The sequence below is a fragment of the Gelidimonas diazotrophica genome (assembly GCF_055694025.1).
This window is the reverse complement of the sequence record NZ_CM146349.1, coordinates 2453173-2475354: the sequence shown is the minus strand read 5'-3', so window position 1 is coordinate 2475354 and position 22182 is coordinate 2453173. Positions and strand designations below refer to the sequence as shown.

Sequence of the window (22182 nt, the reverse complement as noted above, 5' to 3'; positions counted from 1 at the left end):
ATAGTCAAGCATTATAACAAAGTCGGAAGCACTCATTAGCCTTTTGAAAGTGAAACAAAGTTAAAACATGGACGTTCAATCCCAATCTGCCCTAGACCAAGCTCCAGCCGATCATGCAAATTCTTCCGGACCAAGCACAGCGTTGCCGTTGTCGGATATGGTGCAAGAAGCGCTTGCCATCACCCGGCGCGGTGCCGACGAACTGCTGATCGAAGCTGAATTCGCACAAAAACTGGCGCGCGCCGAACGCAGCGGCATACCGCTACGCATCAAGCTCGGGCTGGACCCGACCGCGCCCGACCTGCATCTGGGCCACACCGTGGTGCTGAACAAGATGCGCCAGTTGCAGGATCTGGGTCATAACGTGATTTTTTTGATCGGCGACTTCACTTCGATGATCGGCGACCCGTCCGGGCGCAACGTGACGCGCCCGCCGTTGACGAAAGAGCAGATCGAACAAAATGCGATGACGTACTTCAAGCAGGCCAGTCTGGTGCTGGATGCGGCCAGGACCGAAATCCGCTACAACTCCGAATGGTGCGACCCGTTGGGCGCGCGCGGCATGATCGAGCTGGCCTCGCATTCGACGGTGGCGCGGATGATGGAGCGCGACGATTTCAGCAAGCGCTTCAAGGCCAACACGCCAATTTCAGTGCATGAATTTCTGTACCCGCTGATGCAGGGATACGATTCGGTGGCCTTGAAAAGCGACCTCGAACTCGGCGGCACCGATCAGAAATTCAATCTGCTGGTCGGGCGCGAACTGCAAAAGGATTACGGCCAGGAGCCGCAGTGCATCCTGACCATGCCGCTGCTGGAAGGGCTGGACGGCATCGAAAAAATGTCGAAGTCGAAGAATAATTACATCGGCATCACTGAGCCGGCCAATACCATGTTCGCCAAGGTAATGAGCATTTCCGATGTAATGATGTGGCGTTATTACGAGCTGCTGTCGTTCCACTCGCTGGCTGAGATTGACGGCTTCAAGGATGCTGTCGCGGCTGGCAAGAATCCGCGCGATGTCAAAGTGACGCTGGCGCAGGAAATCGTGGCCCGCTTCCATTCGGCGCAGGCAGCCGTTGATGCGCTGGCGGATTTCGTCAACCGCTCCAAGGGCGGCATTCCGGACGACATTCCAGAGGTAGCATTAAGCGGCGCGCCGCTGGGTATCGGCCAGTTGCTGAAACAGGCCAATCTGTGCGCCTCCAGCTCGGAAGCGCTGCGCATGGTGGAGCAGGGCGGGGTACGGATTGACGGCAATATGATTTCCGACAAAGGCTTGAAAGTCGAAGCTGGCACCATGGTGCTGCAAGTCGGCAAGCGCAAGTTTGCCCGCGTCACGCTGGCGTAGAGGTTGCCGCGATGATCGCATTGTTGCAGCGGGTGTCGCATGCCAGCGTGGTGGTCGATCGGGTCACCGTCGGCGCCATCGATGCCGGCTTGATGGTATTGCTGTGCGCCGAGCGCGGCGACAGCATCAAGCAAGCCGATGCGCTGCTGGCCAAATTGATCGCTTACCGCGTGTTTTCCGATGATGCGGGTAAGATGAACCGGAGCTTGGCGCAAGTGCAGGGCGGTTTATTGCTGGTGCCGCAATTCACACTGGCAGCCGATACCAAATCCGGCACCCGGCCGTCGTTTACGCCAGCTGCGCCACCCGAAGAGGGCCGTCGCCTGTTCGATTATTTTGTGGCGCAGGCGCGTTTGTGGCATCCGCTGGTGGAAAGCGGGCGCTTTGGCGCCGACATGGAAGTTACGCTGACCAACGACGGGCCGGTAACTTTTTGGCTACAGGTCAGGCCGGCCATCTGATGCTTCTGTGTAAGACCTATTTTTAGTGGGGTATGCCCGAAGATACTGGTTCTTCCGCTGTATTTTAATGCGATCATGAAAATACAGTAATAGGTATGTTGGTATGAAGCAATCCAAACCTGGCAACGATAATGAAGGAGTAATCATGCAACTCTGGAGCGATTCATTCAAGGACGGTGGCGCCATTCCTGCCAAATTTGCATTTTGTAAAATCGATACCAAGGCCCATGTCGCCTTGTCCGACAATAAAAATCCGCATCTGGGCTGGCGCGACGTGCCGCCCGGCACCCAGTCGCTAGTGGTGATTTGCCATGACCGCGATGCGCCTTCACAAGGTGACGATGTGAATCAGCTGGGGCGCAAGGTTCCGGCCGATCTGCCGCGAGTCGATTTTTTCCACTGGGCCTTGGTCGATCTGCCGCCGGCCATGCTGGCGCTTGCCGAGGGCGAATTCTGCGATGGCGTGCTGGCGCGCGGCAAGCCGGGGCCGGAAGCTCTGCGCGGGGCGCGTCAGGGCATCAACGATTACACCGGCTGGTTCGCTGCCGATCAGGACATGGTAGGCGAATATTATGGTTACGACGGTCCCTGTCCGCCGTGGAACGATTCGATTGTGCATCACTATATTTTTACCGTGTATGCGCTGGATAGCGTCCATTTGCTGGTCGAAGGTAGCTTTACCGCCCAGCAAGCACTGGCGGCGATGGAAGGTCATATTCTGGCGCAAGCCAGCATCAGCGGCACTTATACGCTGTCGCCTGAACTGGCGGCTCCGTAGGATGGGTGAAACCCATCATGATCGGCCGTCAAATGCGATGGGTTTTACCCATCCTACGGCAAGAAAAATAAAGGAAGTATGGGCAAGAGTACTGAAATACTGCTGATCCGGCACGGCGAAACCGACTGGAATGCGACGAAGCGCCTGCAGGGGCATTGTGACATTGCACTTAACACCCAAGGCCAGACGCAGGCCGATGCGTTGGGGCAGGCGTTGCGCGATGAGCCGCTGGCGGCCATCATCAGCAGCGACTTGCAGCGGGCACGGCAAACCGCGCAGGCGGTAGCTGTGCAGCAATCGGGATTAAAGTCCGAAGTCGTCAGCGACTCCGGCTTGCGCGAGCGCTGTTACGGCGCGTTCGAAGGCTTGTACTACAGCGAAATCAGCCAGCGCTATCCGGCTGCTTTTGCTGCCTGGCAAGCGCGCGATATCGACGCGGTTTTTCCGCCTGGGGCGCGCATCGGCGAGAGTTTCCGTAATTTTTATGCGCGCATCATGGTTGCCATACTGCATTGGGCGCGCCAATATCCGGGCCAAAAGATCGCGCTGGTGGCGCACGGCGGCGTGCTGGAATGCGCATACCGCGCCGCCCTCGCGCTGCCGCTTTCGACGCCGCGCAACTTCCCGATCTTGAATGCCAGCGTCAACCGCTTCCGCCTGGAAGCCGATACGCTACGGCTGGTGTCCTGGGGCGAAGTCGCGCACCTGGATGCGATGGCGCTGGACGAGGTTGATCAGCGCGTTCCCTGATTATGCTTATTTTGTAGGCATAATTCGTATAGAATAGCGTCCCCCTAATCATTCCCACTCGCCCATCGTGCATATCGGCCCTTATTTGCTGCGCAACAATGTATTCGTCGCGCCGATGGCGGGAGTGACCGATCGGCCGTTTCGTCAGTTGTGCAAGGAACTCGGCGCCGGTTATGCGGTGTCCGAAATGGCGGCCTCGAACCCGAAGCTGTGGCAGACCGAAAAATCGTCGCGCCGCATCAATCACGCCGGCGAAATGGAGCCGAAAGCGGTCCAGATCGCCGGCGCTGATCCAACCATGCTGGCCGATTGCGCCAGGTTCAATGTCGAACGCGGGGCGCAGATCATCGACATCAACATGGGTTGCCCGGTGAAAAAAGTCTGCAGCAGTTGGTGCGGTTCGGCACTGTTGCAAGACGAGAAACTGGTTGGACGGATTCTGGATGCGGTGGTGGCGGCGGTGGATGTGCCGGTGACGCTAAAGTTTCGTACTGGTTGGGATAGATCAAACAGGAATGCGCTGACGATTGCCAAAATGGCGGAGTCGGCCGGGATTGCGATGCTGACGCTGCATGGACGCACCCGCGCCGACGGTTATAGCGGCGCGGCGGAATACGACACGATTGCAGCGGTAAAAGCGGCGGTGTCGATTCCGGTGGTGGCTAACGGCGACATCACGACCCCGGAAAAAGCCCGCTTCGTGCTCGATGCCACCGGGGCCGATGCGGTGATGATAGGCCGCGCGGCGCAAGGCCGGCCGTGGATTTTCCGCGAGATCGAGTATTTTTTACGCACCGGCAGCCATTTGCCGGCGCCGCTGGTGACCGAGGTGCAACCGTTGATGATCGCGCATTTGCGCGCCCATTATGCGTTTTATGGCGATTATCTGGGCGTGCGCACCGCCCGCAAGCATATCGGCTGGTATGTGCGCGACTTGCCCGGCGGTGAGGTTTTTCGCCAGAGCATGAACCGGATCGAGTCGATTGAGGCGCAACTGGATGCGCTGAATACATTTTTTGAGGCGCAATTGGCGTATGGCGAGCGGTTACAATATGGCCTCTCCGAACCCGCGCTGGCAGCTTGAAGCTGCATCGGAGTTCTTGCCAGTTCGAAATATTGCTGGAGTATATGAAAAAATAAGGTGTTTCCCGCGTATATTCATTGCGATATTAAAAAATACACCCTGCACTAATTAAGTTTAAAAATAAGTTATTCAAAAATATCAACACGTTAAAAGAAAAAGCATGAGCAAAGAAAGCATCCAGGAAGTCGTCCAGCACAGCCTTGAAAAATATTTTGACGACTTGGGCGAATTGCAACCGTCGAACGTGTACGACATGGTGGTGTTGAGCGTCGAAAAACCGATGTTGACGGTCGTGATGGCGCGTGCCGAAGGCAACCAATCGTCGGCTGCCGCCATGCTCGGCATCAACCGCAATACCTTGCGCAAGAAGTTGCAGCAGCACGGGCTGTTGTAATCCACGGCGGATAACGTGAGGGGCGCGGCTAGCTTCTTAGTTAGATTATTAGATTATTAACTTGCTGCCGCCTTCACATTAGCCGCTTTGGCCACCCCGGCCACTTAGACCACTCCGGCCCCATAGACCATTACGGCCCCATAGACCATCACGGCCACTACGGCCGCTTCAGATTCAGAGAACCTCATCATGATCAAACAAGCACTCCTATCCGTTTCCGACAAAGCTGGCGTACTCGATTTCGCGCGCGCGTTGTCGGTCATGGGCGTCAATATCCTGTCCACCGGCGGCACCGCCAAACTGCTGGCCGACAATGGCGTGGCGGTGACCGAAGTGGCCGATTACACCGGCTTCCCCGAAATACTGGATGGCCGCGTCAAGACGCTGCATCCTAAAGTGCATGGCGGCATCCTGGCGCGGCGCGATTTTCCCGAGCACGTAACCGCGCTGGCGCAACACGGCATTCCGACCATCGACATGGTGGTGGTCAATCTGTACCCGTTCCAGCAAACCGTTGCCAAGCAAGAATGCTCTCTGGAAGATGCAATCGAAAACATCGACATCGGCGGTCCAACCATGCTGCGTTCCGCAGCCAAGAATCACAAAGACGTGATCGTCATCTGCGACCCGCTCGATTACAGCGTTGTGCTAGAGGAATTAAAAGCCGGCAACGGCGAAGTCAGCTACGACACCAAGTTCACGCTAGCCAAGAAAGTATTCGCCCACACCGCCCAATACGATGGCGCAATCACCAATTACCTGACCAGCCTGGGTGCCGACAAAGCGCACGCAACCCGCAGCGCCTATCCGCAAACGCTCAACATCCATGCCGAAAAGGTGCAGGAAATGCGCTATGGCGAAAACCCGCACCAGTCCGCTGCGTTCTATCGCGACCTGAACCCGTTCGACGGTGCGCTGGCTAATTACACCCAGTTGCAGGGCAAGGAATTATCGTACAACAATATCGGTGACGCCGATGCCGCGTGGGAATGCGTAAAAACTTTCGACGCATCGGCCAATTCCGCTGCGTGTGTGATTCTCAAACATGCCAATCCGTGCGGCGTGGCAGTCGGCGCGCATGCGCTGGAAGCGTATTCGAAGGCGTTGCAGACCGATCCGACTTCGGCCTTCGGCGGCATCATCGCCTTCAATTGCGCCTGCGACGGCAAGGCGGCCGAGGCGATTGCCAAGCAATTCGTCGAAATGGTGATCGCGCCCTCGTTCACAGCCGAAGCAAAACAGATTTTTGCCGCGAAACAGAACGTCCGCTTGCTGGAAATCCCGCTGGGCACCAGCTTGAATCCATTCGAAATCAAACGCGTCGGCGGCGGCTTGCTGGTGCAATCGCCGGACGCCAAGAATGTCGGCATTGCCGATATCAAGGTCGTCAGCACACTGCAACCGACACCGCAGCAAATGCAAGACATGTTGTTTGCCTGGCGCGTCGCCAAGTTCGTCAAATCCAACGCGATCGTATTCTGTGCCAACGGCATGACGCTGGGCGTCGGCGCGGGTCAGATGAGCCGGGTCGATTCGGCCCGTATCGCTTCCATCAAGGCGCAGAACGCCGGCTTGTCGCTGATCGGGTCTGCCGTGGCGTCGGATGCATTCTTCCCGTTCCGCGATGGTCTGGATGTCGTCATCGACGCCGGCGCAACCTGCGTGATTCAGCCGGGCGGCTCGATGCGCGATCAGGAAGTGATCGACGCTGCCAACGAGCGTGGCGTCGTCATGCTGTACACCGGCATCCGTCATTTCCGTCATTAATTTAATTCCATTCCATGGAATTAAACCTGCCGGCGTCATTTGTGCAGCCGATGATTTATCTGGGGCTGCTGCTGGGCATTCTGGTGGTGCCGAAAGCACTGCAGCGCTTTCGCATCCCGGGACCTGTTACTTGCCTGTTCTTCGGCATCGTGGTTTCGCTGTGGGGCGGCGATTACCAGCATGACAAAACCCTGACGCTGCTGTCGGTATTCGGTATCGCATCCTTGTTCCTGTTCGCCGGACTCGAAGTCAGCCTGAGCGACTTGGTTAAGCACAAATGGCCGATTTTTACCCATTTGTTGCTGACGCTGTTGATTGTGACTGCCTGCGCCTTGCTTGGCATGCAGTTTCTTGCGCTGTCGTGGCAGGCGGCAACATTGGTGGCGCTGGCGCTATTTATTCCGTCGACCGGTTTCATCCTGGATTCGCTATCACAATTTGGCTTAAGCGATTCGGAGCGATTCTGGGTCACGCTCAAAGCCATCACCAGCGAATTGCTGGCGCTGGCATTGATGTTCGTCGCATTACAATCGGATTCGGTCGGAAATCTGGCGCTGTCGTCGGCGATTATGCTGGCGATGGTTTTCGTCATGCCATTCCTGTTCCTGTTGTTCGGCCGCATCGTGCTGCCGTATGCGCCCGGTTCGGAATTCACTTTTTTGGTGCTGATGGGTGTGATCGCCGCTTCGATCACCAAGGAACTGGGCGTGTATTACCTGGTCGGCGCATTTTTGGCCGGCTTCCTGGCGCGTCAGTTGCGCGAGCGCATGCCTTCGCTGGTGTCCGACAGCATGATGCATGCGGTAAAGCTGTTTGCTTCCTTCTTCTTGCCGTTCTATTTTTTTCATGGCGGCATCGGGGTGCCGGTTGAAGCATTGAGTTGGCAAGCGCTGTTGCTGGGCGTCGGCATCACTGCGGTGGTGCTGCCGTTACGGGTGCTGATCGTATGGGGGCAGCGGCGCGCCATTTTCAATGAAACCTTCCGCAGCAGTTTGCATGTGTCGATCACTTTGATGCCGACCCTGATCTTTACTTTGGTATTGGCGGGCATCTTGCGCGAGCGTTTTGCGGTGCCGGATACTTTGTACGGCGCTTTGCTGGTGTACGCGATACTGACCACAATTCTGCCTTCCTTTCTGTTGCCGAAAGCGATTGATTTCGATGCGCCGCCGGATTTCAATGCGGTTGAATTGCGCCGGATTCCAGTGCCGCCGGCTGATCAGGCCTGAGATGCGCATCCTCGGCATTGATCCCGGCCTGCGCATCACCGGTTTTGGCATCATCCACAAGCAGGGCAACAAGCTGGCCTATATTGCTTCCGGCACCATCAAGACCGCCGACGCCAGTCTGCCGGAGCGTCTTAAAGTCATCTTCGATAGCGTCGCCAAAGTGATTGCGACGTATCAGCCGGATTGTGCGGCGATCGAAAAAGTATTCGTCAACGTCAATCCGCAATCGACTCTGTTGCTCGGGCAAGCCCGTGGCGCAGCGATTTGCGCGCTGGTCAGCGCCGACCTGGCGGTGGCCGAATACACCGCGCTGCAACTCAAGCAAGCGGTAGTCGGCCATGGCAAGGCCAAGAAAGAGCAGGTGCAGGATATGGTGCAGCGCTTGCTGCTGTTGCCCAGCCTGCCCGGACCGGATGCGGCCGATGCGCTGGGGGTGGCGATTTGTCATGCGCATTGCGGCGAAGCGCTGGCGATGTTGGGCAAGCTGGCGCCGGCATTGGCCAAGCGCGGCTTGCGGGTCAAAGGCGGGCGGCTGGTGGGCTGAAGCGTCGTTCCGGCGTAATTTTGACGCTTCAGCCCTACTGTGTATTTATACAGTTTATTTGCGCTGGCTACGGTCTGTGCAGTATGATTCTTTCCAATTTCCGCTGTTATTTTTATTCTTTTCCCACCTGTTTTCGAAAGCACTCCTCATGATAGGTCGTCTTTCCGGCATTTTGCTTGAGAAAAATCCGCCCCAACTATTGATCGATTGCAACGGCGTCGGCTACGAAGTCAGCGTGCCGATGAGCACCTTTTACAATCTGCCCGCGCTGGGCGAGAAGGTGGTGCTGCTGACCCATCTGACGGTGCGCGAAGATGCGCACCTGTTATATGGCTTCGGCAGCGCCGAAGAGCGCACTGTCTTCAAGCAGTTGATCAAGATTACCGGCGTCGGCGCGCGCATGGCGCTGTCGATTCTGTCCGGCATGTCGGTGGCCGATCTGGCGCAAGCCATCACGCTGCAGGAAGCCGGTCGTCTGACACGGGTGCCAGGCATCGGCAAGAAAACCGCCGAACGGCTGCTGCTGGAACTCAAAGGCAAACTCGGTGCCGATCTCGGCGCTGCCGGTGGCATATTGGTAGCCGACTCGGCCAGTGATATCCTCAACGCGCTGCTGGCGCTGGGTTATTCGGACAAGGAAGCGCTGCAAGCCACCAAGCAGATTCCAGCCGGCAGCGGCGTCTCGGATGGCATCAAGCTGGCTCTGAAGGCTTTATCCAAAGGTTAAAAGTATTCCATGAGCATCCAGACCGACAGTTTTACCGAACAGCGCATCATCGCCACCACCCCCGTCTCGCATGTCGAGGAGGCGATGGAGCGTGCGTTGCGCCCCAAGCAGCTGGACGAATATGTCGGCCAGGAAAAAATTCGCGGCCAGCTCGAAATTTTCATCACGGCCGCCCGCAACCGCAGCGAAGCGCTCGACCACACGCTGCTGTTCGGCCCGCCGGGGCTCGGCAAGACTACGCTGGCGCACATCATCGCACGCGAGATGGGGGTCAATCTGCGCCAGACTTCCGGCCCGGTGCTGGAGCGTCCCGGCGACTTGGCGGCGATCCTGACCAACCTGGAAGCCAACGACGTGCTGTTCATCGATGAAATCCATCGGCTGTCGCCGGTAGTGGAGGAAATCCTGTACCCGGCGCTGGAGGATTACCAAATCGACATCATGATCGGCGAAGGTCCGGCTGCGCGCAGCGTGAAGCTGGATTTGCAGCCGTTTACGCTGGTGGGCGCGACCACCCGCGCCGGTATGCTGACCAATCCTTTACGCGACCGTTTCGGCATCGTCGCCCGGCTGGAATACTATACCGCCGCCGAGTTGACGCGGATTGTGCTGCGTAGCGCAGCGCTGCTGAAAGCGCCGATCGAGGACGACGGCGCGTTCGAGATCGCCAAGCGTTCGCGCGGCACGCCGCGCATCGCGAACCGCCTGCTGCGCCGGGTGCGCGACTATGCCGAAGTCAAGGGCAATGGCGATATCACCGGAAGCATCGCCGACGCAGCGCTGGTAATGCTCGATGTCGATAAGGTCGGTTTTGATGTGATGGATCGCAAGCTGCTGGAAGCGGTACTGTTCAAATTCGGCGGCGGCCCGGTCGGGGTCGACAATCTGGCGGCCGCCCTCAGCGAGGAGCGCGACACCATCGAAGATGTGCTGGAACCGTACCTGATACAGCAAGGTTTTCTGCAGCGCACCCCGCGCGGGCGCATCGCCACGCCTGCCGCCTATGCCCACTTCGGCCTCGCAGCGCCCAGCGTCGGGCCAAACGGCGAGCAATGGGCTGCGATGGAGCCGCCTGAATCCTGATACTGCAGTTTGTATTATTCAAGTCACACTGAAATAATGCGGGAAAATACCTGTTTTTTATGATACTCCAAGTATTATTCTTACGTAGGGCAGTTTCCAAAGCTGCGCTGATTTTATGTTTGCGCCAGGGACGAGTTTGAAACCTGCCCCTGCGCCGCGCTCCTGCTCCTGTTCCTGTCGCCTGACAGCGGGCGTACATGGCCGGCTGAATGGTCGCGTTTTTTATTAGTTAGCGTATCGCCGCTCTTGCATAAACTCGCAATGACGCTGAGAATATAAGGCCGAGCAGCGTTTGTCTTACAAGCCAATGCCATGTTGATGTCTTCCCTCGCCAACCGTTACGCCCATCAATTATTGGATGCACGCGCCATGTCGCGGCTGATTGCGCCGTTGTCGTCCGACGCCAGTCTGTCGCTGCAAGATGCCTACGATATTGCGCACAGCATCAGTAGCGCCCGCATTGCTCAGGGCGAAACTATCATCGGGCGCCGGATTGGCTTCATCGACCGCAAGCTCGGTCCCGAACACGGCCCGAGCGTGACCAGCGGCACGCTGATCTGGGCTCCGCTGTTCGATGCCACCGTGCGCACCTCGAAAAAAAATCATGGCGTCCAGAGCCTGGCCGGCGCTTTACAGCCGCGTCTGGAAGCGTCGGTGGTATTTCGTCTGGGCCGTACGCCGGAAGCAGATGCCGACCTGGATGCGCTGGTTGATTGCATCGAATGGATGGCGCACGGCCTGGAAATTGTCATCTGTCCATACCCGGACTGGAAATTTACCGCAGTCGATGCGATTGCCGCCTTCGGCCTGCACGGCGCGCTGCTGATTGGCGAAGCGCGTCTGCTGTCGCCGGCATCACGCCGCAATCTGGCCCTGATGCTGTCCGATGCCAGCGTCTCGCTATCCTGCGGCGGTTGGTTGCGCGCCGCCGGTTATAGTTCGGATGTGATGGGCAGCCCGGTGCATGCGCTGTTGCATCTGCACCAGCAATTGCAGATGCAGCCACAGAGCGCGCCATTGCGGGCCGGGGAAATCGTCGCCACCGGCGCCTGGGCCGCAGCCATCCCGATCGAGGCCGGGCAGACCTGGTCCACCGCGTTTTCAGCCGTGGACCTGGCGGGGATGGGTATCACTTTCGTCTGATTGCGTACTGAAAGCGCCGAGCGTTTGCTCGGCGCTCCCGGATTATTCAATCGGCAGTTTGGCACGCTGTTCGCGCAGTTTTTCCAGGGTTGAGGAAAAATTTGACAGGCGTTCTTTCTCCTGCGTAACTATGGCTGTCGGCGCGCGGGCGACGAAACTTTCGTTGGCCAGTTTGCTGTTGATCTTGCTGATTTCGCCCTCCAGTCGCGCCATTTCCTTGCTCAGACGCTCGCGTTCGGCGGCAACATCTATTTCCACCTTCAGCATCAGCTTGACTGTACCGACGATCGATACCGGTGCCGGCGACTCCGGCAGCGCATCCACCACCAGCACTTCGGACAGTTTGCCCAGCGCTTGCAAATACGGCGCGAACGATTGCAACTGCGCCTTGCCTTCTGCATCGGCGGCTTCCATGATCAGCGGCACGCGCAGTGCCGGCGACAATTGCATCTCGCCGCGCAGGTTGCGGCAGGCGTCGGTCATCGCCTTGAGTTGCGTCATCCAGCCTTCGGCCTGTTCATCGATTTTTTGCGGCTGCGGCAGCGGATAGGCTTGCAGCATAATGCAGTCGCCGGCGGGATTCAGCACTTTGCCGGCCAGCGGCGCTACTGTTTGCCACAACGCTTCGGTGATGAACGGGATGATCGGATGCGCGATGCGGAGTACCGTTTCCAGCACCCGCAACAAGGTGCGGCGGGTGGCGCGCTGCTGTGCTTCTGTGCCGTGTTGGACTTGTACCTTCGCTACTTCCAGATACCAGTCGCAATATTCGTCCCAGACGAACTTGTAGATGCTGGAGGCGATATTGTCGAAGCGGTAATCGGCGAAGCCTTTTTCGATGTCGGCTTCGGTGCGCTGCAGTTGCGACACGATCCAGCGGTCGGCTGGCGAGAAGTCGAGGTAATCATCCTTGCAAACGCCATCAACTTGGCTCTCAAGCCCACAATCATGCCCCTGGGTATTCATCAGCACGAAGCGGGTGGCGTTCCACAGTTTGTTGCAAAAATTGCGATAGCCATCACAGCGGCCGAGGTCGAAGTTGATGTTGCGTCCCAACGACGCGTAGCTAGCCATCGTGAAGCGCAGCGCATCGGTGCCGTAGGCCGGGATGCCGCTGGCAAACTCCTTACGTGTGGCCTTCGCGATGCTGTCGGCCTGCTTCGGATTCATCAAGCCGGTAGTGCGCTTGGCAACTAGCGACTCGACATCGATGCCGTCGATCAGGTCGATCGGATCGAGCGTATTGCCTTTCGATTTCGACATCTTCTGGCCGCTGGAGTCGCGCACCAGACCATGCACATAGACGGTATTGAATGGGACTTTGCCGGTAAAGTGGGTGGTCATCATCACCATCCGCGCAACCCAGAAGAAGATGATGTCGAAGCCGGTCACCAGCACCGATGACGGCATGAACATTTTGTAGTCTGGCGTTTCTTCCGGCCAGCCTAGCGTGGAGAACGGCACCAGCGCGGAGGAGAACCAGGTATCGAGCACATCTTCATCGCGGGTGATTTTTTTGTCGCCGGCCTGGGCTTGCGCTTCGGCTTCGGTCTTGGCGACATAAATTGTGCCGTCTTCGTCATACCATGCCGGAATCTGATGACCCCACCACAATTGTCGCGAGATGCACCAGTCCTGAATGTTGTTGAGCCACTGGTTGTAAGTAGTGGTCCAGTTTTCCGGCACCATCTTGATTTCGCCATTCGCGACTTTTTCCAGCGCCACTTCGGCAATCGATTTGCCGGGGAAATGCGTGCCTTCCGGCGCGGCCTTGCTCATCGCGACGAACCACTGGTCGGTCAGCATCGGCTCGATCACCACGCCTGTGCGGTCGCCCCGCGGCACCATCAACTTGTGCGGCTTGACGGATTCCAGCAAACCCTGGGCGTCGAGGTCGGCGACGATCTGCTTGCGCGCAACGAAGCGATCCATGCCCTGATAGACAGCCGGACCGTATTCGTTGATCTTCGCGTCCAGCGTCAGGATGCTGATCTTGTCCAGGTTGTGGCGCTGGCCGACTTGATAATCATTGAAATCGTGCGCCGGCGTGATCTTCACGCAACCGGTGCCGAATTCCTTATCCACGTATTCATCCTTGATGATCGGGATTTCGCGGCCACACAGAGGTAACACCAGCATCTTGCCGATCAGGTGGGCGTAACGTTCATCGGTCGGATCGACCGCCACCGCGACGTCGCCCAGCATGGTTTCAGGCCGCGTGGTTGCCACCGTCAAGTGGCCGGAACCGTCGGCCAATGGGTAGCGGATGTACCACATGCTGCCGTCTTCTTCTTCCGACACCACTTCCAGGTCGGACACCGCAGTGCCCAACACCGGGTCCCAGTTCACCAGCCGCTTGCCGCGATAGATCAAGCCTTGTTCGAACAGGCGCACGAAGACATCGGTCACCGTCTTGGAGCGCGGTTCGTCCATCGTGAAATATTCACGCTTCCAATCGGCCGACGCGCCCAGGCGGCGCATCTGGCCGGTGATGCTGGAGCCGGATTTTTCTTTCCACTCCCACACTTTTTCCAGGAATTTGGCACGGCCCAGGTCGTGGCGCGTAATCTTTTGCGCGTCGAGTTGGCGTTCCACCACGATCTGGGTTGCGATGCCGGCGTGATCGGTGCCCGGAATCCAGGCGGTATTGAAGCCGCGCATGCGGTGGTAGCGCGTCAAGCCGTCCATGATGGTCTGGTTGAACGCGTGCCCCATGTGCAGGGTGCCAGTCACGTTCGGCGGCGGTAGCTGGATCGAGAATGACGGTTTGCCCGCATCCATTGTCGCGGCAAAGTAGCCGCGCTGTTCCCACTCTGTGCGCCAGAACTGTTCAATGTCGGCGGGCTCGAAAGACTTGGCTAATTCCATGATTTGGCGTGTGAGTTTGCGTAAATGCGCATTATAAAGGTTAGCAGCCTGCCGGATTGAGTGAACGTCGGATAGAAAATACGCTGAACCTTTCTTTTGGGCTATATTGCAATGAGGCACTGATGTAAAATAATCGCGCCAATATCAACTAAGAACTGCCATGACACTGGATGGAACCGTAAAAAAGCTGCTTATCGTGGACGATAGCAAGGTATCAAGAATGATTATTCGAGCCCATGTGCTGGCACAGCGTCCGGCCTGGATCATTTCCGAGGCGGCTAGCGGTACGGAAGCGATTGCGTTGATAGATCAGGATGTACCTGACTATTGCACCATGGATATCAACATGCCGGGGATTTCCGGCCACGATGCGGCAGAGCAGATTCTGGCCAAATATCCGGCGCTGCGGATGGTGATGTTCTCGGCCAACATCCAGGAAGCCAATCAGGCCCGCGCCAGTTTGCTGGGCATTATTTTTGTTGCCAAGCCAGTCACGGAAAAATCCATTGCCCAGGCCTTGGGTCATTTTGCAGGCGCCCAGTGAATCTACTCTCCAATTTGCATCTGGACGCACTGACCGAAATATTCAATGTCGGTGCCGGTCGCGCCGCATCCAGTCTGAGCGAGATTGTCGGCGACGAAGTCAAGCTGTCGGTGCCGTCGGTAGAAATCATCAAGTCGGATGAAGTCGATGCCAAGTTGTTGGCGCAGAGCGATGTTAAGTTCAGCGCAGTCAGCCAGCATTTCAGCGGCCCGTTTGATGCCGATGCGGTGCTGTTATTCACTGAAGAAAATACTCTCGAAATCGTGCGCGACATGATGGGCTCGCAAATGAGCCTGGAGGAATTGGCCGACTTCGAGCAGGAAGCCATGTGTGAACTTGGCAACATCATTTTGAATGCCTGCCTGTCGGCGATGGCCGATATGCTCAGCATTAGCATGGACAGCTCGCTGCCCAGCTACACGGTCGAATCGCTGCCCGATATTTTGCACAGGATTACCGATAACAGCGATCAACCCTATATTCTGTTGCTGCATATCGATCTGGCGATCGAGAAACGGCATACTGAGGGTCATCTTATTTTTCTGCTGAGTTCGACTTCTCTCGGTAACCTGGTGACGCAAATTCAACGCTTTATCGACGGCCTGTGATGAACGCAACCGAGCCAAACCGCTTTGATATCGAGCTGCTCTTCAATGCAGTCAATCTCGGTTTGATCATTGTCGATGCCAACGGCAATATCCTGCTGTGGAACCAATGGATCATCAAGCGCAGCAATATTGATCCGGCCGATGCCATCAATGCGCAACTCGCCGGCGTGTTTGCAGAACCATTGACGCCGGCGTTTCTGGCCGCGATCAAAAATACGCTGACCTACGGCATGCCGGCAGTACTGTCGAACGCGCTGCATCGCTGCCCGTTGCCGCTATACGACAGCGCCGAGATGCAGCAATCCGGGCTCCGGATGCATCAATCGATCACCATCACGCCGATTCTCTCCCGCTTGGGCGAGCGTTGTTGCCTGATCCAGGTGAGTGACTCCAGCACGTCGATCAAGCGCGAAAAAGTGTTGCGCTCGCATTCAGAGACATTGCGGCTGGAAACCATCACCGATAGCCTGACCGGAATTTATAACCGGCGCTTTTTCGATGGGCACTACAAGATCGCGCTGGGTCATGCCAAAAGGGAACATCAGCCACTGTCGGTGTTCGTGGTGGATATTGACCACTTCAAGGAATACAACGATTACTACGGGCATATCGAAGGCGACCGGGCACTGCGACGGGTGGCAAGGGCTTTGAAGTCGCAGTTGTCGCGTGCTACCGATGTGGCGGCGCGTTATGGCGGCGAGGAATTCGTGCTGGTATTGCCCAGCCTATCCCAGATAAGTGCTGCCGATTTTGCCGAAAAACTCCGCTGTGCGATATTGAATCTGGCCATACCCCTCAACAAATCCAGTACCTCCGATCTGCTCACTGTCAGCATCGGTTTCTGCACTTTCGTGCCGGACACCGATTGCGACCCTACTCAACTGCTCGACAGTGCCGACGCAGCGCTGTTCCGCGCTAAACAAACAGGCCGCAACCAGGCGGTTGCTTTCACGCTTGGCACGGAAAACAAACAGGCCGTTGAGTAAATCGAAAGCCCAATCATCCTGAAAACGTTATAATTCAAACCGCGCTGCCGTCAAGGCAGCGTAATGCTAGGGGTCCTGACTGTCGCAAGTCGCAAGAAGTTGCAGCATGCGGCAATCGGGTGAGAAACACCCTCCGAACCTGATCTGGATAATGCCAGCGAAGGGAAGCTTGAGAGATTTCACAAGGTGATTCCACCTTTACCGCTCCCATCCTCCTTAGCTGGCTTCTTTAAAGAAATACAAAGGAGCCAAAATGAACGCCAATCCGAAATTCCTGTCCGCTACCGCCACGGTAGATGCAGCCGCAATCCAGCCGTTGCCGAATTCCAGCAAAGTGTATATCGAGGGTTCGCGCCCCGATATCCGGGTGCCGATGCGCAGAATCAGCCAATCCGATACCGAAGCCTCATTCGGTGCAGAAAAAAATCCGCCGATTTATGTATATGACACTTCCGGCCCGTATTCCGATCCGGCTGCCAAGATTGACATTCGCTCCGGTCTGGAATCGGTACGCGGCCCATGGATTGCCGAGCGCGCCGATACTGAAGAATTATCCGGCCCCAGTTCCGCATATGGCGTTGAACGCTTGAACGATCCGGCACTGGCCGAGTTGCGCTTCAACCTGCAACGCAAGCCGCGCCGTGCCAAATCCGGTAAAAATGTCACGCAGATGCATTACGCCCGACAAGGCATCATCACGCCCGAAATGGAATTTGTCGCCATCCGCGAAAACCTGCGGCGTCGCGAATACCTGGCAGAACTGAAAGCCTCCGGTCCGATGGGCAACAAGCTGGCCGACCTGATGGGCCGCCAGCATCCGGGCCAGTCGTTCGGCGCATCGATCCCAGCCGAAATCACGCCGGAATTCGTGCGCGATGAAATTGCCCGCGGCCGCGCGATCATTCCCGCCAACATCAACCACCCGGAAATCGAGCCGATGATCATCGGTCGCAACTTCCTGGTCAAGATCAACGCCAACATCGGCAATTCGGCGGTCACCTCCAGCATCGGCGAAGAAGTCGAAAAAATGACCTGGGCCATCCGCTGGGGCGGCGACAACGTGATGGACTTGTCTACCGGCAAGCACATTCATGAAACGCGCGAGTGGATCATCCGCAACAGCCCGGTGCCGATCGGCACCGTGCCGATCTACCAGGCGCTGGAAAAGGTTAACGGCAAGGCCGAAGACCTGACCTGGGAAATTTTCCGCGACACCCTGATCGAGCAAGCGGAGCAGGGCGTCGATTACTTCACGATCCACGCCGGCGTGCTGCTGCGCTATGTGCCGATGACGGCCTCGCGCCTGACTGGCATCGTCTCGCGCGGCGGCTCGATCATGGCCAAATGGTGTCTGGCGCACCATGAAGAATCTTTCCTGTACACGCATTTCGAAGACATTTGCGCCATCATGAAAGCCTACGATGTCGCCTTCAGTCTCGGCGACGGCTTGCGGCCCGGTTCGATTTATGACGCCAACGATGAAGCGCAATTGGGCGAACTGAAAACCCTCGGCGAACTGACGCAAGTCGCCTGGAAACATGACGTGCAAGTGATGATCGAAGGCCCCGGCCATGTGCCGCTGCATCTGATCAAGGAAAACATGGATCTGCAATTGGATCAGTGCAGCGAAGCACCGTTCTACACGCTCGGGCCGTTGACCACCGACATCGCACCGGGTTACGACCACATCACGTCCGGCATCGGCGCGGCTACCATCGGCTGGTACGGCACCGCGATGCTGTGCTACGTGACACCGAAAGAACATCTGGGCTTGCCCAACAAAGCCGACGTCAAGGACGGCATCATTACCTACAAAATCGCGGCCCATGTCGCCGATCTAGCCAAGGGCCACCCGGGCGCGCAAATCCGCGACAATGCTTTATCCAAGGCACGATTCGAATTCCGCTGGGACGACCAGTTCAACATCGGACTCGACCCCGACAAGGCGCGCGAATTCCACGACGAGACCTTGCCCAAGGATTCGGCCAAAGTGGCACACTTCTGCTCCATGTGCGGCCCGCATTTCTGCTCGATGAAAATCACCCAGGAAGTGCGCGAATACGCAGCCAATCAAGGCATCAGCGAAATCGCCGCTCTGAAGAAAGGGATGGAAATCAAGTCGGTCGAGTTCATTAAAAACGGCGCAGAAATTTACCGCAAGCAATGAAATTTGGAGCGAGGTTGCAATGATTGAAATCGAACTCAACGGCGTGCCGCATCCGGTGCCCGCCGCGCACAATCTGGAGGCGCTGATAGCGTCGCTGGATTTGGCCGGCAAGGGCATCGCGGTAGCCATCAATCGTGAAGTGGTGCCGCGCCAGCAGTGGTCGCAACGGTTGTTGCAGCCGAAAGACCGGGTCGATATCGTGCGCGCAATCGGCGGCGGGTAACTTGTAGAATTTTTTGTGGAGATATTGAAATGCAAGACAACAACGTAATCGTCGATGGCTTGACCATCGCCGGCAAAACTTATGATTCACGCCTGCTGGTTGGTACCGGCAAATATCGCGATTTTGCAGAAACCCGCGCCGCGGTCGACGCCAGCGGCACCGGCATCGTCACCGTCACCATCCGGCGCGTCAATATCGGCCAGGATGCAAACGAGCCCAGCCTGCTGGATTTCGTGCCGCCGTCGCAGTTCACCATCCTGCCCAATACCGGCGGCTGCTACAACGCGAAAGATGCGGTGTACACGCTGCAACTGGCGCGCGAATTACTGAACGGCCACAAGCTGGTCAAGCTCGAAGTGCTGGGCGACGAAAAAACCCTGTTCCCCAACATGCCGGAAACCCTGAAGGCGGCTGAAATATTGGTTGCTGATGGTTTCGACGTAATGGTGTACTGCAGCGACGATCCGATCCAGGCCAAGATGCTGGAGCAAATCGGCTGCGTCGCCATCATGCCGCTGGCGTCCCTGATCGGCTCCGGAATGGGCATCCTGAACCCGTGGAATCTGTCGCTGATCATCGAGCAGTCGAAAGTGCCGGTGATCGTCGACGCCGGCGTCGGCACTGCATCGGACGCCGCAATCGCGATGGAACTCGGTTGCGACGGCGTGCTGATGAATACCGCGATTGCCGGCGCGCGCGACCCGATCCGCATGGCGCAAGCGATGAAGCTGGGCGTACAGGCCGGACGCCACGCGTATCTGGCCGGACGGATCGCCAAACGTTTTGCAGCGTCGCCATCGTCGCCGATGGCGGGACGCGTTGCATAGAAGTAGCGCTGTAGGTGCGAATTTATTCGCATGGAACAGTTAAGAATGCGAATAAATTCGCACCTACAAGTAGCGTAGCGTGGGCACCCACTTGTGTCCACGCAGACATACTAAATAGTGGGGGGTATGCCATATAACATGGCATTTCCCGCATATATATAAAGCGACTCATAAAAATACAGTATTGTGTATATTTAACATGACCGGCGCGGCGCAGCAACAGGCTGGCGCGCCCCTTGATAGTAAAGAAAAGCCATGAACGGACTGTATATCGTCACACCCGATTGGGATGACACCGAACGCTTGCTGCGGGTGTCCGAGCAAGCATTGCAGGGCGGCGCGGCGCTGCTGCAATATCGCCACAAAACCGCCGGCCCGGAACTACGCCGGATTCAGGCCGCTGCGTTGCAAGCGCTGTGCCGCCGCTACGCCCGGCCTTTCATCATCAATGATTATGTCGCGCTGTGTCTGGAACTCGATACCGATGGCATCCATGTCGGCGGCACCGATGCGGCGGTGGCAGCGGTGCGCGCAGCGGTTGGCCCGGATAAAATCGTCGGCGCATCGTGTTACGGCAGCCTGGAACTGGCGCACGCGGCGCATCTGGCCGGCGCCAGTTACGTCGCTTACGGTGGTTTTTATGCTTCGAAGGTGAAAAAATATCCGCTTACCACTTCGATTGATATTTTGGCGCAGTCGAAGGCGGAAATCCCGCTGCCCAGCGTGGTGATCGGCGGCATGACGCAGGAAAATTCTGCGCCGCTGGTAGCTGCCGGGGCCGACATGGTGGCGGCGATCAGCAGCATCTATCTGGCCGACGATCCGGCAGCGGCGGCGCGGGAATTTGCGGATTTGTTTAACGCCTCAAAATAGCCAAATTTGTGACCCAACCTACCGTCCTTCCACAGAAAACACTACCTGTGAAAAAAATTTCATGAAGATTCTTGGTTTTGTCACGAGGAAAGAGAGTTTGGAATGTATCTCAGGCTCATCTTTTCTTCCATTTTTTAGCTTTTACGAAGTTCACGAATCAGGTGCCATAAGTGCGAAGTCTGAAGAAATTATTGCTGCAGTTTCCACGCTTGATATGCGGGCCGATCGGGTTGCCGATGTGCTTTTATCCGTTCGTGAGCTGCCATTAAAGATCGGAAAAATATTCCGCAAAGATCAATACAATAAAAAGCCTTCGCCCTTTGGGTTTGATGCGTTCACTTTACTTCGGCGAAATAACCATGAAACTTCGTTAGGTCTGGTAGGGCGCTTCTGGCGGCCAGATTTGAGTATTTACGAAATTTCTAACGCCCAGGAATTCCGATTATTCGATAATCCTAATGTCGCAAAGTTGGTACTACGATTCCAGGTGATCGAATATCCAAAAGACATGCGCACCCTTCGGACCGAGACTTTCGTGTATTGCCCAAATACACGGACAAAAATGTTATTTGCGCCTTACTGGTTAGCTATCCGTCTTGCGAGCGGATGGATTAGGCGACGCACATTGGTGTCAATACAGAGAAAACTCTCAATGAATAATCGCTAGCACGGTTGGGCTAACGTTTTATTAGCCCAACGGGCAACGAGATAAACCTGATTATCGCGAAATAGCGAGAGAAAATATGAGTTGAAGTGCTTACTATCTTCGTTTTATGAAACCACACTCACCATTACGGAAAGGTGATTATATTTAATGGCAACAACTTACAACGAAGAGAAGAACGAAATGGGCCAAATTACCCTGTTGTCCGTGACGATCTGTCTGCATCTATTTGCGATTTATTTTTTGCCGACCGTAACTCGCAATTCGAGTTTACCAAAAGCAGCTCCTGGCACACTAACGGTGCTTCTCATCCCGCCACATAAAAATGAGAATGTATCCAAAAAAATTCAAGCCACTGGAATACCACATACATCTCAATTGCAGGCCATAAGAAAACAATCTCCAGCAACAAGCGGTACTGTATCGCGAGCGATAACCGTGCCAACGGCGAACACCATCGCACCGCACGTCAACGTCGAGAAAAGGGAACTATCCTCGACGGCAGAAGTGGAAGCCATTCATGTAGATCGCATGATTATGAACGCCAAGCGCGACATCGGAAAAATTGATCGCGAGCTACGTAAAGCTTTTCCAACTTTATCAAATCCCAGCGCCGATACGACACAATCGAGATTTGAAAAGGCGCTCGTTGCTGCGGCGAAGCCTCGCTCCACGACGACGGAAACATACACTTTGGCAGATAGGAGAAAGATGACGAAAGTCATAGGGCCTGGTGGCACGTATTGCGCTCTTTCGGAATCTGCCGGTGCCGCAGATGGAAATGATCACATACAAAACGGAATGAAAACAAGAGTGACGAATTGTCCGGATTAGTCCAATGTCGATTGTAGTGTTGCGTTAAGGCCGTAACACCTAACCGTAGGGCGTCAATAAGTGCAGCGCATTGCGCCGCATGCTGACAGCGCAAGGATTAGGAGCTGTGCTATACAGCCTTCATGGTTTTGTAAAAAAGTGGAGTATCACTTAAAACAGGCATTTTTCCGCATGTTTCACATGCAGTATTAAAAAATACACTTGTAGGTATATGTAGAACATGCGGCGCAATGCGCTGTGCTTATTGCGCCCTACGGCCTTGTAAATCTTTACCTGT

At 56.3% G+C, this 22182-nt stretch carries 22 protein-coding genes and 1 riboswitch; of the genes, 21 read left to right on the top strand and 1 reads right to left on the bottom strand.

Features of this window, described 5'->3' with window-relative positions; genetic code table 11:
• Window positions 1-157: 157 nt before the first annotated feature.
• The 12 genes from tyrS (at window position 158) to KGFNPO_RS11415 (ending at window position 11311) form a co-directional block, all read left to right on the top strand.
• Window positions 158-1351: a tyrosine--tRNA ligase gene (gene tyrS / locus KGFNPO_RS11470; protein ID WP_472634460.1), complete on the top strand. Its 1194-nt coding sequence runs from the start codon at window positions 158-160 to the stop codon at window positions 1349-1351.
• Window positions 1352-1362: 11 nt separating this feature from the next.
• Window positions 1363-1812 carry a D-aminoacyl-tRNA deacylase gene (gene dtd / locus KGFNPO_RS11465; protein ID WP_472631407.1) on the top strand — a complete coding sequence of 150 codons (450 nt, stop codon included), beginning with the start codon at window positions 1363-1365 and terminating at the stop codon, window positions 1810-1812.
• A gap of 145 nt (window positions 1813-1957) precedes the next feature.
• Window positions 1958-2590, top strand: coding sequence for a YbhB/YbcL family Raf kinase inhibitor-like protein (locus KGFNPO_RS11460; protein ID WP_472631406.1), 633 nt, complete (start codon window positions 1958-1960; stop codon window positions 2588-2590).
• Between the two features lie 78 nt (window positions 2591-2668).
• Entirely contained in the window at window positions 2669-3340 is a 672-nt protein-coding gene (locus KGFNPO_RS11455; protein WP_472631405.1) for a histidine phosphatase family protein, read from the top strand.
• A gap of 67 nt (window positions 3341-3407) precedes the next feature.
• Window positions 3408-4424, top strand: coding sequence for a tRNA dihydrouridine synthase DusB (dusB, locus tag KGFNPO_RS11450; protein ID WP_472631404.1), 1017 nt, complete (start codon window positions 3408-3410; stop codon window positions 4422-4424).
• 160 nt (window positions 4425-4584) lie between these two features.
• Window positions 4585-4818 carry a Fis family transcriptional regulator gene (locus KGFNPO_RS11445; protein WP_472613109.1) on the top strand — a complete coding sequence of 78 codons (234 nt, stop codon included), beginning with the start codon at window positions 4585-4587 and terminating at the stop codon, window positions 4816-4818.
• Window positions 4819-5007: 189 nt separating this feature from the next.
• Window positions 5008-6585, top strand: coding sequence for a bifunctional phosphoribosylaminoimidazolecarboxamide formyltransferase/IMP cyclohydrolase (purH, locus tag KGFNPO_RS11440; RefSeq protein WP_472631403.1), 1578 nt, complete (start codon window positions 5008-5010; stop codon window positions 6583-6585).
• Window positions 6586-6599: 14 nt separating this feature from the next.
• Entirely contained in the window at window positions 6600-7814 is a 1215-nt protein-coding gene (locus KGFNPO_RS11435) for a cation:proton antiporter (protein ID WP_472631402.1), read from the top strand.
• A gap of 1 nt (window position 7815) precedes the next feature.
• Entirely contained in the window at window positions 7816-8358 is a 543-nt protein-coding gene (gene ruvC / locus KGFNPO_RS11430) for a crossover junction endodeoxyribonuclease RuvC (protein ID WP_472631401.1), read from the top strand.
• Between the two features lie 148 nt (window positions 8359-8506).
• A complete protein-coding gene (gene ruvA / locus KGFNPO_RS11425; RefSeq protein ID WP_472631400.1) occupies window positions 8507-9085 on the top strand; it encodes a Holliday junction branch migration protein RuvA in 579 nt (192 codons plus the stop codon).
• Window positions 9086-9094: 9 nt separating this feature from the next.
• Window positions 9095-10168: a Holliday junction branch migration DNA helicase RuvB gene (gene ruvB, locus KGFNPO_RS11420; RefSeq protein ID WP_472631399.1), complete on the top strand. Its 1074-nt coding sequence runs from the start codon at window positions 9095-9097 to the stop codon at window positions 10166-10168.
• 312 nt (window positions 10169-10480) lie between these two features.
• Window positions 10481-11311: a 2-keto-4-pentenoate hydratase gene (locus KGFNPO_RS11415; protein WP_472631398.1), complete on the top strand. Its 831-nt coding sequence runs from the start codon at window positions 10481-10483 to the stop codon at window positions 11309-11311.
• Between the two features lie 42 nt (window positions 11312-11353).
• On the opposite strand, the gene KGFNPO_RS11410 is transcribed toward KGFNPO_RS11415, so the two are convergent.
• A complete protein-coding gene (locus tag KGFNPO_RS11410; RefSeq protein ID WP_472631397.1) occupies window positions 11354-14179 on the bottom strand; it encodes a valine--tRNA ligase in 2826 nt (941 codons plus the stop codon).
• A 160-nt stretch (window positions 14180-14339) separates the two neighbouring features.
• On the opposite strand from KGFNPO_RS11410, the gene KGFNPO_RS11405 reads away from it, so the two are divergent.
• From KGFNPO_RS11405 to KGFNPO_RS11365, 9 genes are all read left to right on the top strand, one after another.
• Window positions 14340-14723 carry a response regulator transcription factor gene (locus KGFNPO_RS11405; RefSeq protein ID WP_472631396.1) on the top strand — a complete coding sequence of 128 codons (384 nt, stop codon included), beginning with the start codon at window positions 14340-14342 and terminating at the stop codon, window positions 14721-14723.
• Window positions 14720-15331, top strand: a complete 612-nt coding sequence (locus KGFNPO_RS11400; RefSeq protein ID WP_472631395.1) for a chemotaxis protein CheC — start codon at window positions 14720-14722, stop codon at window positions 15329-15331. Before KGFNPO_RS11405 ends, KGFNPO_RS11400 begins: the two co-directional genes overlap by 4 nt.
• Window positions 15331-16317, top strand: a complete 987-nt coding sequence (locus KGFNPO_RS11395) for a sensor domain-containing diguanylate cyclase (protein WP_472631394.1) — start codon at window positions 15331-15333, stop codon at window positions 16315-16317. The genes KGFNPO_RS11400 and KGFNPO_RS11395 overlap by 1 nt, the downstream gene beginning before the upstream one ends.
• Window positions 16318-16375: 58 nt before the next feature.
• Window positions 16376-16500, top strand: a riboswitch (TPP riboswitch).
• Window positions 16501-16570: 70 nt separating this feature from the next.
• Window positions 16571-18484, top strand: coding sequence for a phosphomethylpyrimidine synthase ThiC (gene thiC / locus KGFNPO_RS11390; protein WP_472631393.1), 1914 nt, complete (start codon window positions 16571-16573; stop codon window positions 18482-18484).
• A 19-nt stretch (window positions 18485-18503) separates the two neighbouring features.
• The gene (gene thiS / locus KGFNPO_RS11385; RefSeq protein ID WP_472631392.1) at window positions 18504-18707 is read left to right on the top strand and encodes a sulfur carrier protein ThiS; all 204 of its coding nucleotides are present in this window, start codon (window positions 18504-18506) and stop codon (window positions 18705-18707) included.
• A 29-nt stretch (window positions 18708-18736) separates the two neighbouring features.
• Window positions 18737-19534: a thiazole synthase gene (locus KGFNPO_RS11380; protein ID WP_472631391.1), complete on the top strand. Its 798-nt coding sequence runs from the start codon at window positions 18737-18739 to the stop codon at window positions 19532-19534.
• 255 nt (window positions 19535-19789) lie between these two features.
• The gene (thiE, locus tag KGFNPO_RS11375; protein WP_472631390.1) at window positions 19790-20407 is read left to right on the top strand and encodes a thiamine phosphate synthase; all 618 of its coding nucleotides are present in this window, start codon (window positions 19790-19792) and stop codon (window positions 20405-20407) included.
• A gap of 61 nt (window positions 20408-20468) precedes the next feature.
• Window positions 20469-21074: a hypothetical protein gene (locus KGFNPO_RS11370; protein ID WP_472631389.1), complete on the top strand. Its 606-nt coding sequence runs from the start codon at window positions 20469-20471 to the stop codon at window positions 21072-21074.
• 147 nt (window positions 21075-21221) lie between these two features.
• A complete protein-coding gene (locus KGFNPO_RS11365; protein ID WP_472631388.1) occupies window positions 21222-21905 on the top strand; it encodes a hypothetical protein in 684 nt (227 codons plus the stop codon).
• The last annotated feature ends 277 nt before the right edge of the window (window positions 21906-22182 follow it).

What these genes read in the sequence shown, in the direction of transcription:
- KGFNPO_RS11460 (WP_472631406.1), top strand. Translation starts at nt 1,958, where the DNA reads ATGCAACTCTGGAGCGATTCATTCAAGGACGGTGGCGCCATTCCTGCC.
- KGFNPO_RS11435 (WP_472631402.1), top strand. Translation starts at nt 6,600, where the DNA reads ATGGAATTAAACCTGCCGGCGTCATTTGTGCAGCCGATGATTTATCTG.
- KGFNPO_RS11415 (WP_472631398.1), top strand. Translation starts at nt 10,481, where the DNA reads ATGTTGATGTCTTCCCTCGCCAACCGTTACGCCCATCAATTATTGGAT.
- thiE (WP_472631390.1), top strand. Translation starts at nt 19,790, where the DNA reads ATGAACGGACTGTATATCGTCACACCCGATTGGGATGACACCGAACGC.
- tyrS (WP_472634460.1), top strand. Translation starts at nt 158, where the DNA reads ATGGTGCAAGAAGCGCTTGCCATCACCCGGCGCGGTGCCGACGAACTG.
- KGFNPO_RS11380 (WP_472631391.1), top strand. Translation starts at nt 18,737, where the DNA reads ATGCAAGACAACAACGTAATCGTCGATGGCTTGACCATCGCCGGCAAA.
- purH (WP_472631403.1), top strand. Translation starts at nt 5,008, where the DNA reads ATGATCAAACAAGCACTCCTATCCGTTTCCGACAAAGCTGGCGTACTC.
- KGFNPO_RS11410 (WP_472631397.1), bottom strand. Translation starts at nt 14,179, where the DNA reads ATGGAATTAGCCAAGTCTTTCGAGCCCGCCGACATTGAACAGTTCTGG.
- KGFNPO_RS11445 (WP_472613109.1), top strand. Translation starts at nt 4,585, where the DNA reads ATGAGCAAAGAAAGCATCCAGGAAGTCGTCCAGCACAGCCTTGAAAAA.
- KGFNPO_RS11455 (WP_472631405.1), top strand. Translation starts at nt 2,669, where the DNA reads ATGGGCAAGAGTACTGAAATACTGCTGATCCGGCACGGCGAAACCGAC.
- thiS (WP_472631392.1), top strand. Translation starts at nt 18,504, where the DNA reads ATGATTGAAATCGAACTCAACGGCGTGCCGCATCCGGTGCCCGCCGCG.
- ruvC (WP_472631401.1), top strand. Translation starts at nt 7,816, where the DNA reads ATGCGCATCCTCGGCATTGATCCCGGCCTGCGCATCACCGGTTTTGGC.
- KGFNPO_RS11405 (WP_472631396.1), top strand. Translation starts at nt 14,340, where the DNA reads ATGACACTGGATGGAACCGTAAAAAAGCTGCTTATCGTGGACGATAGC.
- KGFNPO_RS11365 (WP_472631388.1), top strand. Translation starts at nt 21,222, where the DNA reads ATGGCAACAACTTACAACGAAGAGAAGAACGAAATGGGCCAAATTACC.
- ruvA (WP_472631400.1), top strand. Translation starts at nt 8,507, where the DNA reads ATGATAGGTCGTCTTTCCGGCATTTTGCTTGAGAAAAATCCGCCCCAA.
- KGFNPO_RS11370 (WP_472631389.1), top strand. Translation starts at nt 20,469, where the DNA reads ATGAAGATTCTTGGTTTTGTCACGAGGAAAGAGAGTTTGGAATGTATC.
- dtd (WP_472631407.1), top strand. Translation starts at nt 1,363, where the DNA reads ATGATCGCATTGTTGCAGCGGGTGTCGCATGCCAGCGTGGTGGTCGAT.
- thiC (WP_472631393.1), top strand. Translation starts at nt 16,571, where the DNA reads ATGAACGCCAATCCGAAATTCCTGTCCGCTACCGCCACGGTAGATGCA.
- ruvB (WP_472631399.1), top strand. Translation starts at nt 9,095, where the DNA reads ATGAGCATCCAGACCGACAGTTTTACCGAACAGCGCATCATCGCCACC.
- KGFNPO_RS11395 (WP_472631394.1), top strand. Translation starts at nt 15,331, where the DNA reads ATGAACGCAACCGAGCCAAACCGCTTTGATATCGAGCTGCTCTTCAAT.